This is a genomic window from Pseudomonas algeriensis (assembly GCF_048847255.1).
Taxonomy (GTDB): domain Bacteria; phylum Pseudomonadota; class Gammaproteobacteria; order Pseudomonadales; family Pseudomonadaceae; genus Aquipseudomonas.
The window spans coordinates 1-13,227 of sequence record NZ_JBKKRK010000026.1; the positions used below are offsets into that span (position 1 = coordinate 1).

The following is a 13,227-nucleotide window of genomic DNA, read 5'->3' on the forward strand; positions in this document are numbered from 1 at the left end:
GTCAGTTGATGTCTATGTGACTGAGCTGACGCCATCGCGAGCAGGCTCGCTCCCACAGGGGATTGGTGTGATACCTGAAATCTGCGCCCGCTGGAGATCTACTGTGGGAGCGAGCTTGCTCGCGATAGGGGGCTGTCGGTTGATATCTATGCGACTGAGTTGACGCCATCGCGAGCAGGCTCGCTCCCACAGGGGATTGGTGTGATACCTGAAATCTGCGCCCGCTGGAGATCTACTGTGGGAGCGAGCTTGCTCGCGAAGACGTCATCGGCCGCGCCGCGCCAAACAACCTGACCCGCACCAGCTCGCCTGCCTCTTCCTCCAGCAGGATCGGCGCCGTACCGCCGGGCATCACCACCCTCACCACCCCCGCCCTCACCCACCCCAACCGCCAGGCGGCACTGGCCACGGCGCTGGCGCTGGTGCCTGATGACGCGGTAGGGCCTTCGCCCCGCTCGAACACCCGCGCCGCGACTTGCCCTTCGCCCGCGCGCCACGCCCACTGCAGATTGATCCCCGCCGGACAAGGATCGCCCGCCCCGCCGGGGGTGGCATAGGCAATGGCGGTCAGGCTCTGCGACAGCATCGGCGCGCGCATCTGTGAAAGGCTCGGCAATGCCTCCACGTCATCGACCAACGTTACGCAGTGGGGGTTGCCGATGCGCACGAACTGGCTATTGCCCCACGCCGGATCCAACGCATGAAGCGCAGGCACCCGGCTTGTTTCGCACCGGCCGGACGTCACTTTTTCCACCCCTTGGGCAGCGACGGCGCGGGGTCCGAACAGCGGTTTGCCCAGATCCAGCCAGAACCCTTGCACGCCTTCGAACTCGGCGGCGCGAACCGTCGTTTGCAGCGGTGAGACACCTTCGGGTTTGTCGTGATGGACCCTTAGCAAAAAGTCCTTGTCCTCCGGCAGCAGACCTCGCTCTTGCAGGGCCAGGGAAAAAATCGTCAAGCCATTGCCACTGCGCTCGGCCAGCGTTCCATCGGTATTAACGATCAACACATCGAATGGCGGCTCGTCCTGGAACGGGCCAATCAGCAGGCCATCACTGCGATGGGCCTTGGCGTCCGGCGGCGCTTCGCCCGGCGCCCATGCGCAAAAAGCCTGCACCGCGGCACAACTCCAGGCTTGGCGCGTTCGCGCTGCCTGGACGGCTGACGGCGGAAGATCGATCCCCTCGGCACGGATTTGCTGCGGGGAAACGACTCCATAAACATTGCCGCGTGCGTCGTAGAACTGTGCCATGCGTCGGTCCGGAATAAGCCTGGGGAAGTCGCTACTCTAGGCCAATCCACCGACCGAGCACACACGGATATAGCATCAATAACCCTGTCATCGGTTCTGCACATCCTCCAGCGCCAATCGGATCTGCCGATGGAAATGCTGCAACGCCGGTTTGGTACACGCAAAACACCGGGGCGTCACCTGTAAGGTCCGACAGGTGCGACTTGGCTGGCTAGCTCGTAACGTAGGCAAGTCACGCCCGGACAAGGACTCATCATGAAAGACAAGCGCACCTCAACGCCCATGGCAGAGCTCTACAGCGAAGGCCGAAAACACTTCATCGAACTGGTACCCGACGGCGGCGCGCGCCTCGACGCGTTGTTCCACACTGCTCCGGCGCTTGGCGAACTCGCCGTCGGTGTGGTGTACGGTCATTTGCAGAGTCGTCCCGGCCTCGACCCGCGCCTGCGAGAAGGCGCAACGCTGGCCGCCATCGTGGCGGCCGGAATGGTCGGTCCTCCCCTTAGCGTGCATTTGAAAACCGGGCTCGCATCAGGGTTGGCGCCGGGAGAGATGATTGAACTGGTGGTACAGGCCTCGGCGTTCGCGGGTTTTCCGCGAGCCGTCTCCGCGGCCGATCAGCTCAATCGGTTGTTTGCAGAAGCGGGCCTCGCCTCGCCACCGCCACCCACGCCCCGGGAAGTGACGCTGGACTTTTGCGAGCGGGTGCGCAAGGGCCGTCCGCCCATCCCGGTCCAACCTCAGATCAAGCGGTTGCTGCGCAAAGCCCTACGCTTGTCGGTTCATGGAACGTCGGCCCGGAATGTGGTCGTCGAATGCTTCGATGCAGAATCCGACTTCCCCACCGCCCTGGTGTATTTCGAGGTGGAGGCTGACCATGTGATCAGCCTCAGGTTGTATCACGCGCGATGACTCGCGCGGGTTCCGACAGGACACGTCCAGTGCCTTGGCACGTTGGGGTCGCGGTGCGGTCAGTGGATATGCAAGCATAGGCGCCTCCCTGCCCGCTTGACCGCACCGCACGAACGCCAAGGACGATTCATGACCGCTATCACCCCTCCACCTACCTTTGTTCCAGGGCGCCTGGAGCAGATGTCCACCCGTGTCGCCTACCTCATCGCCGGAATCGGCATCGCCGCGTGGGCACCGCTGGTGCCTTATGCCAAGGTGCGGGCGAACCTCGACGAAGGCACCCTCGGGTTGCTGCTGCTATGCCTTGGAGTCGGATCGATCCTGGCGATGCCGATTTCCGGCGCGCTGGCGACACGGTTCGGTTGCCGACGAGTACTCAGTGGCGGCACGCTTCTGGTCTGCCTGGCGCTGCCATTGCTGGCGACCATGAGTTCCTTGCCGTGGCTGGTGGCGGCGTTGTTCCTGTTTGGCGCCGGGCTCGGCACCGTGGACTCGACGGTGAACCTGCAAGCGGTCATCGTCGAGCGCGCCAGCGGCAAGACCATGATGTCGGGTTTCCACGGCATGTTCAGCCTCGGCGGGATCATTGGCGCCGCCGGTGTGAGCGCCCTGCTCGGCCTGGGACTTTCGCCGCTGGCGGCGACGCTTGTCGTCAATGGCGTGCTGTTGGTGGCGCTATTCAAGGCAGCGCCGCACCTGCTGCCCTATGGCAGTGAAAGTGCTGGGCCGGCGTTTGCCATTCCCCACGGCGTGGTGCTGTTTATCGGCATCCTGTGCTTTATCGTGTTCCTGGCCGAAGGCGCGGTGCTGGATTGGAGCGCCGTGTTCCTGACCGCCGAACGCGCAGTGGATAGCGCCTATGCCGGGCTGGGTTACGCCGCGTTTGCCTTGACCATGACCATTGGCCGGCTGACGGGCGATTCGGTGGTGCATCGACTGGGGGCCAAGCGGGTGATCATTTACGGCGCAACGATGGCCGCCGCGGGATTTCTGATGGCGACCGTCGCGCCCCTGTGGCAAGCCGCGCTGCTGGGTTATGCATTGGTCGGTGCCGGGTGTTCCAACATCGTGCCGGTGCTGTACACGGCCGTTGGCAAACAGACGCTGATGCCCGAAGCCATCGCCGTGCCGGCTATTACCACCATCGGTTATGCCGGCATTCTCGCAGGCCCGGCATTGATCGGCTTCGTCGCCCATGGCAGCAGCCTGGGCATCGCGTTCGGCTTGATTGCGCTATCGCTGGTGGCGGTGGCGTTTAGCGGTAAAGTGTTGAAAGTCTGAAGCCCTGAGACGTCCCCGTGGCGAGGGAGCTTGCTCCCGCTCGGCTGCGAAGCAGTCGTAAACCGGTGAATTCGGTGTGCCAGAGGCTTCGCATTCGAACGAGCCTGCTCGCGATGGCGTCGGGTCAGTCGACATCGAGGGATGACTGACAATCTGCCATCGCGACCAAGCTCTCACAGGGCTCGGCTTACATCACGTATCGGTCAGAACCGGCACACCGCGGCCGCCCCGGTGTCGGTCGGCATGACATGCTCGGGCGGCACCACGACCACTTCACCGCCTTGACGCGTCACCGCGAGGATCAGTTCGTCCAGCACATCCGGAGCCTGCTCATCGCCCGTCTCGTCGATGATCAACCGGCCTTTGTCCGGGTCCAGCTGGCCGGGAACCTGGCGCTCCGCCTCCACCAGCAACATCGCGACACGGCCCTCCCAAGCGGCCTTGGCGATGTCGGCCAGCTTGTCCAGGGCGCGTCCCTGGCCGACCGCGACGCCATAGCGATTCAGGCTATCGACCACTTGGTCGGCATGACTGTGGGCCATGAGCTTGGCGCATTGGACCCGCAACTCTTCGACGCTCAACCGCGAAGGATCGCCCTCGATACCCTGCGTCAGCAGGTGCTGGTTATGACTGACGGCACGGAACACTGCCTGGTTTTCCGGCAAGGCCACCAGGATCATCGGCAGGCCCGAAGGCTGCGAGTGATGTTGCAGGATGGCTTTGTCCACCGCGCGGAAAAACCGTTCGCGATCCAGGTTGATTTCGTCCTGCTTACCGCCACCGGCGGACTCATGCATCATCGCATCGCCACGCTCGCCGCTGCGGCTGAAACCATTGGGGAAGCCCTGCTGGTCACCCGACGTCAGCTCATCGCCCAACGCCTCGTTCTGGTTGCGCGGGACCGGTTCGGCCAGCTCGATTTTCTCCAACTGCTCGCTGGAACCTTCATACAACCAGATCTCGTTGCGGGTCAGGCACAACGCCTGGTAACGCTCGGTGGACTGCACCAGGCGCAACAACGGCTTGAGATAAGGATGGCTGTTGGCGAACGCGCATTCCGGCAAGCGCTGGCTCACCGAAACGACTTTGAAATAGTCACGGGCACCGAACACCGCGATGCCGTCGCGGTTGGAATTCCAGAAACCCTGGTCCTCCACCAAGGCCAGGAACGGAGCCAGCAACGGCGCGCAGTCCATGCCAGGGTGCTGTTGTTCAAGTTGGGTTTGCAGGTCACGCACCAGGTTCTTGTAGCGGATCGGGTCCTGGCTACGCTCGGGGAATGTGCGATGGGTGGGCATGTACAACGAAAGGCTCGGCTGTTCGTCGAACGCCAGGAGCTCGGCCAGCACCTGCCGGCTGAAGGGTTGATGAGCGGTCATGATCGTCTCCTTTATTCTTTACCACGAGCCTCTTGGTTTTCGAGGAAGTCCTCCTCCAGCATGGCGTCCACCATCTCCGGCGGCGCCTCATCGACGGGTGCGGTCACGCGGCCCATCGATTCGACGGCGGGGTTGAGCTTGCCGATCTGATGATCGAGCGCGTGCAGCATTTTCTCGGCAGCGCCCTCCACGGCCAGCTCCAAGCTCTCGGCCTTGTGACTGACCGACAACGATGAATGGCCCTGTACGCGTGCCTCGATCTGGCAACGCTTGTCGGCGGCACCGCCCTTCTGGGCATTTTCATCACTGACGTGAATCTCGACGCGGGCCAGCTGATCTTCGAAACGCTGCAACGCGTCCACCACCGTACTGCCAACCCATTCCTGCAAACGGGCACTGCCTTCAATATGGTTGCTGTTGACTTGAACTTGCATGATCGACTCCTTTGCAAAAGACGGCTGACGCCGCCTGTTGTAGGTAGAAGAAGATCAAACGGGCGAAGTTCCCGGCGCGGGATGACTGGAGCCTGAGCGGCTGTTGATTACCCTTTGTGGGAGCCGGTATTACCTCGCCTTTCAGACCTCCGGCATTTTTCGGAAGCCCACCGCCAAGCGGTTCCAACCGTTGATGGCGTTGATCGCAACGGTCAGGTCGACCATTTCCTTGGGCGTAAAGTGCTCGTTCAGCAGCGCGTAGTCGGCGTCGGGCGCATGGGTCTCGCTCAGGCGCGTCAGGGCTTCGGTCCAAGCCAGCGCGGCGCGTTCACGGCCGGTGAAAAACGGCGCCTCGCGCCAGGCGGTCACGGCATACAGGCGCCGCTCGGTCTCGCCGTCCTTGCGCGCATCGGCGGTGTGCATATCGATGCAGAACGCGCAGCCATTGATTTGCGAAGCGCGCAGCTTCACCAGCTCGATCAGGGACTTTTCAAGGCCCAATCTGGAGACCGCGTTCTCCAGGGCCAGCATGGCTTTGTAGGCATCAGGGGAAGCGGCATAAAAATCGATACGCGGTTGCATGGGGGAACTCCTGAACAATTGGGTGTGGCGCTACGTTAGCCCTGCACTGGCGCAGGACAAATAGCCAATTGTGGGGAAGTTCGAGTGACCAATGAAGCGTCGTTGCCTGCCGGTGGAGATAGGTCAGGCCCGGCTGCGCAACCATTGCAGAAAGCGCTTCTTGGCGACCGGCTTGGGTATGTCACGGGTCAGGTTCTGAGCCAGGTGGATGCGTACGTCCAACAGGTTTTTCATGGCGTCGCCGATGTCACGACGGGCCTCGAGACAGGGTTTGAGGTAACTGTTCTCGATGCGATACAGGGTGCAGAACGTCTTCGCGGTGAAACTCGCCAACGCCGCTTGCTCGGCGACGACCCCGGCTTCGCCGATGACTTCACCCGGCCCCATGCGCCCGCCCTCGATGGGCTGGCCATTACGCATGAGGCTCGCGCTGACCACGCCGGACTCGATGATGAACAGGTGGTCGCTGACCTCTCCGGCCGCCAGGATCACGTCGCCGGCGCGGAACGTCTGCAGGGTCATGTTCTGGCTGAACGTGTCTTTCTCGTCCGGGCGCAGCGTGGAAAAGATGCTGGAGCTTTCCAGCAATGCCCGAGGACGCGACACCGCCACGGCCGCCGCGCTTTCGCCAGTAGACAGCAGGCTCACGCCCGATGCATGCAGATGCCGGAACGCCAGATCGAACAGTTGGTTGCGGACTTCGCGTTTTTGCCCCATCGAGGCCACAAAACCGCTGATCTCGTATTCCGCTCCGGCGCTGCCGGCGCTCTTGAGCGTGACGCTGGGCGCCGGGCTGGCGAGCAGCGCCCGGCAGCCGATCATTGCCCGCTCCAGCGCTTCGATCACTTTTTGTGGGCGCGCATGCGGGCTGATCTGGAGGCTGATGGACAAGCCATGCATGTCGCTGGGACGGCTGAAGTTGACGATCTTGGCTTTCGCCGCCAAGGAATTGGGAATCACCGCCATGCTGCCCTGGGAGGTCTGCAATCGCGTGGCCCGCCAGTCGATGTCGGTGACCCGGCCCTCGGTGCCGTCGATGGAAATCCAGTCATCGACTTGATAGGGCTTGGTGGTGTTGAGCACGATGCCGGAAAACACATCGCTGAGGGTGCTCTGCAAGGCCAGGCCGACGATGATCGCCATTGCGCCGGACGTCGCGAGCACGCCCTTGACCGGCAGATCCAACACATAAGCCAGCGCCGCGATGACAGCGACCAGGAAAATCACCGCCCCCAGTAGATCCTGCAACAGCCGTCCCGTATGGCCGACCCGTTGCATCATGACCGCGCCGATCATCACCGTCAGGGTTCGCGCGGCGAACAACCACCACGCAATCTGCAGGCCGGTCGCCGCCAGGTGCCGAGGTACGTCGTCGACCCACTGTGCGGTCTGCATGGGGTTGAGGCCTTCGTTGAACAGCAGCATGCTGAACAACATGAAAATCGCCAGCCGCACGCCGATTTTCCAGTAGGTCCGTTCGGCACTGACCAGCCGCCACGCCAGCAAATCGAGCACGAGCAATGCCAGGGCACACAGCAGCGGATGGTCGGTGATCGGGGCGAGCATCGGGACAGCTCCAGGAAGGGCGATTGGCGAAGATTGGCACAGATTCAAGCGGCTGTAGAGATCACCCCCACAATGGATTCGCGTTGCTGCTTGACTAACCATCCATCCGGCCGAAGCGCCCGGAATGGAAATCCTCGAAGGCCCGGTGGATTTCCTGCTCACTGTTCATCACGAACGGACCATGGCCGACGATGGGCTCATCGATCGGCTCGCCACTGAGCAACAGCAGTACCGCGTCGTTGTTGGCTTGCACCCTCAACTGGTCGCCTACCCGATCAAACAGTGCCAGTTGCCCGGCTTCGACCCGTTCGCGGCCGTTGGCCTGGATCGAACCTCGCAGCACGACCAACGCGCTGCTGTGGCCGTCATGCAGGTCCAGGGTCAGCTCTTTTCCGGCGTTCAGGCGGATATCCCAGACGTCGATGGGCGTAAAGGTTTTCGCCGGGCCTTGGTGCCCCTCGAAGCGCCCGGCGATTACCCGCACGCTGCCGGCCGCGTCTTCTAGCGTGATGTTCGGAATGTCCTGCTTGAGAAGGGTCTGGTAGCCGGCCGGCGCCATCTTGTCCTTGGCTGGCAGGTTGACCCATAGCTGGACCATCTCCATGAAGCCACCCTGCCGGGCGAACGCTTCGGAGTGAAATTCCTCATGGATGATTCCTGAGGCAGCGGTCATCCACTGCACGTCGCCGGGGCCGATCTTGCCGCCACTGCCGGTAGAGTCGCGGTGCTCCAGTTCGCCCTGGTAGACGATGGTCACGGTTTCGAAACCCCGATGAGGATGCTGGCCGACGCCACGGCGCTCGGTGGTGGGCGTGAATTCGCTGGGGCCGGCGTGGTCCAGCAGCAGGAACGGGCTGATGTGCTTGCCCAGGTTGTCGTAGGAAAACAGCGTACGGACCGGGAAGCCGTCGCCAACCCAATGCGGCCTTGGACTGGTATAGAGGCCTATGATCTTTTTCAAGCTGCGTCTCCAAATCAAAGGTTGAGATTCGATGGACACAGCTTAAAACCCATACCAATAACGCACCAGACTGCAAAAACCGGCCTTAGCGTTCTACCTATGGAACGACGATCGACACTGCGAGGGCGAACGCGGTTCTGACGCTCAAAGCTGATTGCGCTTGGCAAATTCCGACAGGCCCACCAGGGAACTCAAGCCGAGCTTTTCCAGCAAACGGGTCTTGTAGGTGCTGACTGTCTTCGGGCTGAGGAACAAAGTCTCGGCGATGTCCTTGCCACGCATGCCCATCGCCAGCATCCGCAGGATGGATAGCTCCCGGGTGGAAAGACTCTCGAGTGCTTTCTGCTCGGAACGTTGTTGAAAGTCCAGCCTGACGGACATCTGCGGAAAATAGGAATAGCCGGACTTCAAGGCGTGGATGGCCTTTATCAGCTCCTTCAGGTCACTTTTCTTGGTCACGAACCCCCTGGCCCCGGCAGAAATGCAGCGGTTGCAGAAATGCTGGGCATCCTGGGAGGTGAACACCAGCACAGCGCAACCGGGAAATTGGCCGGTGATCCAGACAAGCAGGTCCAGGCCATCGAAACCATTCATGACCAGGTCCAGGATCACCACGTCCGGGATATCCTGCTTGATACATGCCCGCGCATCGGCCACGCCGCTGACATCAGTGACCTGGCTGAATCCCTCGTTCTGGCATACAAGCCGCAGCGCCCCCCGGATGACGGGGTGATCGTCCACAATCAATACGTTTTTCAAGGCAACTCCCCGGGGACAATGCAAACGGCGCCGACGCCATGACCGCATCGACGGTGACACAAATGGCTGACCCAGCCACCTGTAAGATCTGACAGTGCGGACCAGCGGTGCCGTCAGGTTCCGTGACGCTGTCCGACGGTGCGAGCCCAGGACGGAACCGGCTCGTTGGCCGCTGGATCGACGCTTTTCATCAAGCGCTGCACGGAAATCGCATCGGGCAGTCGGGCGTTGCTTACCTGGAGAAAAGGCTGGCGAGTCGCCGGGGTGCCCTGCTGGGCGTTGTAGATCAAAGCATGACGAACCAGAGGGTTGTCGAGGAAGAATCCGGGCAGGTCCAAGGCGTCATCCGCCACGCTGGCATTGACGATGACCAGGTCGAACGGCTCACAGCCGCAGTCCACCAACGTCAGGAGTTCATGCACGTCGCTCACCGGAGCGATGCGGAAATAGCCTTGGTGATTAAACAGGCGTTCTAGTTGCAGTCGATGATAATGCTCAGGATCGGCAATCATGATGCGTAGAGCTTTATTTGGCATGGCAGGCATTCCAATGGCAACGCGGCAGGTACGAACCGGCTCGGGAACGTTAAGTCGCGTCAGGCTAGAGGAAGGTCTTTAGGCACGCTGTAGGACAAATCTCAAAAACAGGAAGAAAAATCGCCTGTCGACCTGCGGCAGTGTGCGTTTTCTATCAATGCCGGTCGCGCGTAGGGTCGATGGCGCCGGCGTTGCCTTGCGCAACGGGCTTGCTTGTCATGTAAGCCTGGAGCCGCCCAGTCAGGTGCTCCATCGCCTCGTGCAACTCATCCGCCGCAGCAGCGAGCGATGACGTTTCGCCCGCGCGGCAGGCGTTTTCCAGCATTTCGCAAGCGGCAATCAAGCGCTGTGCCTGGATCAACCTGGCCCCGCCCTTGATCCGATGCGCCAGATCGGACAGCCCGGACACGTCATGGCGCGAAAACAATGTCTGCAACCGCGCCTTGTCCTGTCCATTGCTGTCGATCAGTTCCAGCAACAGGCCCTGGGTGGAAACCCAGTCGCCGCCGGTCAGTTGTTCCAGGCTGGTCAGGTCGAAGTCTGCGTCAGCAACACGCGGTTCCACCGCACCGTTGGGCACAACCGATGCCAGACGCGCGTTCAATTGTTTCAAGCCGATGGGTTTGAACAGACAATCGTCCATTCCCGCCGCAAGGCAACGGGCCTTTTCCTCGGGCTGGGCATTGGCCGTGAAGCCGAGAATCGTGGTCGGCGCCAGGCCTCGGTCCCGCTCGTCGTCGCGAATGGCGCGGGCCAATTCATAACCGCTCATCCGCGGCATGTTGCAATCGGTGATGACGGCGTCGAACTGCCCGGCGCGCCACGCCCGCAACCCCTCGGCACCGTCCTCGGCCTCCCGCAGCCGGTGGCCCAGGTAGTTTATTTGCTGGACCAGCAACAACCGGTTGGCCGGGTAATCATCGACCACCAGGATGTTCAACGGCCGTGCGGGCATCACCGCCTCGGTCTGCGCCACCGGCGCTTCGCCCACCGTTTCAAGCAATGGCAACTCCAGGCGGATCTCGACCTGCGTACCTTGTCCCGGCACGCTATCGAGCAGCAATGTGCCGCCCATCATGCCGCATAAGGTGCGGCTGATGACCAGCCCCAACCCCGAACCGCTGCGCGCCGCCTGGGTGCTGTCGCCGACTTGAGCGAAGGGGCTGAACAAGCGTTGCTGGTCGTGGACTGAAATTCCGCGGCCGGTGTCTTCGACCCGCAGACGGATGGCCAGGCGCTGCCCTCCCTTTCCCGGTTCGGCTCGCAGCACCAGGCGCACGTGGCCCTGCTCGGTGAACTTGATCGCATTGCTCAGCAAGTTCGAGAGCACCTGCTTGAAGCGCATCGGGTCGATCAATACGTCCTGATTGCTCGCCGCGTCCACATCCAGTCGCAGGTTCAATTGTTTTTGCCGGGCCAGGCCCTCGAACATCCTCGCCACGGCCTCGACCATCGTGCGCAGGTTGGCGCGCTCAGGTGTCAGCGACAGCCGCCCCGACTCAATGCGGGCGATGTCGAGAATGTCGCCGATCAAATCCAACAAGCCTTGGGCGGCGCTCGACGCGACTTCAAGGGCGGCCCGGTCCATGACGCCTTGCTCGGCTTTTTTCAGCGCCATTTCCAGCATGCCGATCACGGCGTTCATCGGCGTGCGGATTTCGTGGCTCATGGTCGCCAGGAACGTGGTCTTGGCCCGGTTGGCATCATCGGCGCTGGCCTTGGCCACGCGCAATTGCTCGAGCAGGCGCCGCAGGTAGACAACCCAGCCCAATGCCAGCAGCAACAGCAAGGCGGCGATGGCGAAACCCTGGACAATCGCGGTGCGATGGCGCAGCCAGTAGCTGTCATCGATTACCACTTCACTGCGCCAACGGTTGGTCAGCTCATCCATTTCCTCGGGGGAAATACTCAGCAGCGCCTTGTCCAGGATCGAATAGAGCTGCGCTGCGTCATGACTGGTCGCCAGCGCGACGCGGGCGGGCACCGTGCCGACGGTGCTGGTGACTTGCAGCTTCTCGCGGTACTGGCGAGAGATCATGTAGCGAGCGCTGATCAGCGAACTGATCGCGCCGTCCGCCGCGCCTGTGGCGACCATGGACATGGCCTCGGCCAGGTTCTGCGCCGGCACCAACTGCACCGTGGGAAACTGCTCCAGCAGGTATTCGCGCAGCATGTTCCCGCGCACCAGCGCCAGCCGTTTGCCGGCCATCCGATCCATCGTCAGCGAGTCATTCGCCTTGACCGGCACCACCAGCACGAAGGGGTTCGTCAGGTACGGACGGGTAAAGCGCAACTCATCTTCGAGTTCCGCGCTGGGAATCGCGGTTGCCAGAACGTCGGCCTTGCCGCTGGTGATCCTGCCGACCAGGTCATCCACCGAATCGCCATGCTGGATGTCGAATTTCAGGCCGGTGCGCAAGCTGATCCTGGCCAGCACATCGGCTCCGATGCCGCGGAGTTGGCCGTGCTCATCGAAAAACGTCAACGGCAGGAAATTTTCGCTGACAGCCACCTTGATTCGCGGATGGGCATCGAGCCAGCGCTGTTCATTCACACTGAAATGCAACGCCTGCTGGCCCGGCACGCTTGCCCCGCCGGCATTCCAACGCCGCAGGATGCCCATGCGTTCGCCGATGGGGATGGCCTGTAACGCGGCATTGACGACGCGCAACAGCTGCTTGTTGCCACGACTGACCGCGAAGGCGAACGGTTGCACTTCCATGCGGGAAAGATCCACCAACTGGACATTGTTCAGGTAGTTCTTGCTGATCAGGTAGTGGGCGCTGATCGAATCCCCCAGGTAGACGTCGGCCTGGCCGAACGCCACGGCGCCGATGGCGCTCAAGGTCGAGGGAAACAACTGCAAAGTGGCGTCGGGATAAAAAGCCTCGACCTTGTCCGGGGGCAAGTAGTGATACAGCATCGCCACCCGTTTGCCCGCCAGGTCCGCAGGCAGTTCCTCGCCGGCATCGACCCTGGCCACCAGCGTAGGAATGTCATCGGCATAGGCCTGGGACATCGCCAGCCCCGGATCGCTGGCCTCGAAGCCATTGGCGGTGCCGAGCATATCGATTTCCCCGCTGCGCAGGGCCTGGAGCGATGCATCCCGCGAGGCGTACCGCTGCACCCGCACGTCGACGTGCAACAACTGCCCCATCAACCGGGCGTAGTCAGCGGTCAAGCCTTCGTAATCGTTGCCACTGCCGGTGATGCTGAACGGCGGATAATCCGGTGCCGAGGTGCCCAGCAGCAACGTGCCCTTGCGCCGCAGCCAGGCCCAGTCGGCTTCGTCCAGGCTCACCGAATAATCGCTCACAGTGGATCGTCCGAGCACCTGCAGCGACTCGGGTTTAGCGCCCACCTGTGGCGCCATACAGGATAGACCCAGCCATATCGCCGCCAGGCCCGTGCGCAGCAACAGCATCATTCGATCAGGTTTCGCTTGGCGAAATCGGCCCGGAACGCTACTTCAGCGACCGGCTGATCGGTTCGGACTGCCAATGCGAGGGAACAGCGAACCGTTTACGTTCCTCCCAGGGCTACCGAGAGGGACGTAAGATGAGTG

The 13,227-nt window shown here is 62.1% G+C and carries 11 protein-coding genes; 2 read left to right on the forward strand and 9 right to left on the reverse strand.

The window, feature by feature from the left end:
- Positions 1 to 232: 232 nt before the first annotated feature.
- Entirely contained in the window at positions 233 to 1,252 is a 1,020-nt protein-coding gene (locus ACLK1G_RS25075; protein WP_420767825.1) for a diaminopimelate epimerase, read from the reverse strand.
- A 255-nt stretch (positions 1,253 to 1,507) separates the two neighbouring features.
- On the opposite strand from ACLK1G_RS25075, the gene ACLK1G_RS25080 reads away from it, so the two are divergent.
- Both ACLK1G_RS25080 and ACLK1G_RS25085 read left to right on the forward strand, forming a co-directional pair.
- Entirely contained in the window at positions 1,508 to 2,164 is a 657-nt protein-coding gene (locus ACLK1G_RS25080) for a carboxymuconolactone decarboxylase family protein (protein WP_420767826.1), read from the forward strand.
- A 129-nt stretch (positions 2,165 to 2,293) separates the two neighbouring features.
- On the forward strand, positions 2,294 to 3,445 hold the full coding sequence (locus ACLK1G_RS25085) for an MFS transporter (protein ID WP_420767827.1): 1,152 nt from the start codon (positions 2,294 to 2,296) through the stop codon (positions 3,443 to 3,445).
- A gap of 203 nt (positions 3,446 to 3,648) precedes the next feature.
- On the opposite strand, the gene ACLK1G_RS25090 is transcribed toward ACLK1G_RS25085, so the two are convergent.
- The 8 genes from ACLK1G_RS25090 to ACLK1G_RS25125 form a co-directional block, all read right to left on the reverse strand.
- A complete protein-coding gene (locus tag ACLK1G_RS25090; RefSeq protein ID WP_420767828.1) occupies positions 3,649 to 4,824 on the reverse strand; it encodes a baeRF3 domain-containing protein in 1,176 nt (391 codons plus the stop codon).
- Between the two features lie 11 nt (positions 4,825 to 4,835).
- Entirely contained in the window at positions 4,836 to 5,258 is a 423-nt protein-coding gene (locus ACLK1G_RS25095) for an HPF/RaiA family ribosome-associated protein (protein WP_420767829.1), read from the reverse strand.
- Between the two features lie 141 nt (positions 5,259 to 5,399).
- Positions 5,400 to 5,840, reverse strand: coding sequence for a carboxymuconolactone decarboxylase family protein (locus ACLK1G_RS25100; protein WP_420767830.1), 441 nt, complete (start codon positions 5,838 to 5,840; stop codon positions 5,400 to 5,402).
- A 123-nt stretch (positions 5,841 to 5,963) separates the two neighbouring features.
- On the reverse strand, positions 5,964 to 7,406 hold the full coding sequence (locus tag ACLK1G_RS25105) for a mechanosensitive ion channel domain-containing protein (RefSeq protein WP_420767831.1): 1,443 nt from the start codon (positions 7,404 to 7,406) through the stop codon (positions 5,964 to 5,966).
- A 94-nt stretch (positions 7,407 to 7,500) separates the two neighbouring features.
- Positions 7,501 to 8,367 carry a pirin family protein gene (locus ACLK1G_RS25110; RefSeq protein ID WP_420767832.1) on the reverse strand — a complete coding sequence of 289 codons (867 nt, stop codon included), beginning with the start codon at positions 8,365 to 8,367 and terminating at the stop codon, positions 7,501 to 7,503.
- A gap of 144 nt (positions 8,368 to 8,511) precedes the next feature.
- On the reverse strand, positions 8,512 to 9,126 hold the full coding sequence (locus tag ACLK1G_RS25115; protein WP_420767833.1) for a response regulator: 615 nt from the start codon (positions 9,124 to 9,126) through the stop codon (positions 8,512 to 8,514).
- 113 nt (positions 9,127 to 9,239) lie between these two features.
- Positions 9,240 to 9,662 carry an ANTAR domain-containing protein gene (locus ACLK1G_RS25120; RefSeq protein ID WP_420767834.1) on the reverse strand — a complete coding sequence of 141 codons (423 nt, stop codon included), beginning with the start codon at positions 9,660 to 9,662 and terminating at the stop codon, positions 9,240 to 9,242.
- Between the two features lie 154 nt (positions 9,663 to 9,816).
- Positions 9,817 to 13,089: a transporter substrate-binding domain-containing protein gene (locus ACLK1G_RS25125; RefSeq protein ID WP_420767835.1), complete on the reverse strand. Its 3,273-nt coding sequence runs from the start codon at positions 13,087 to 13,089 to the stop codon at positions 9,817 to 9,819.
- Positions 13,090 to 13,227: the final 138 nt, after the last annotated feature.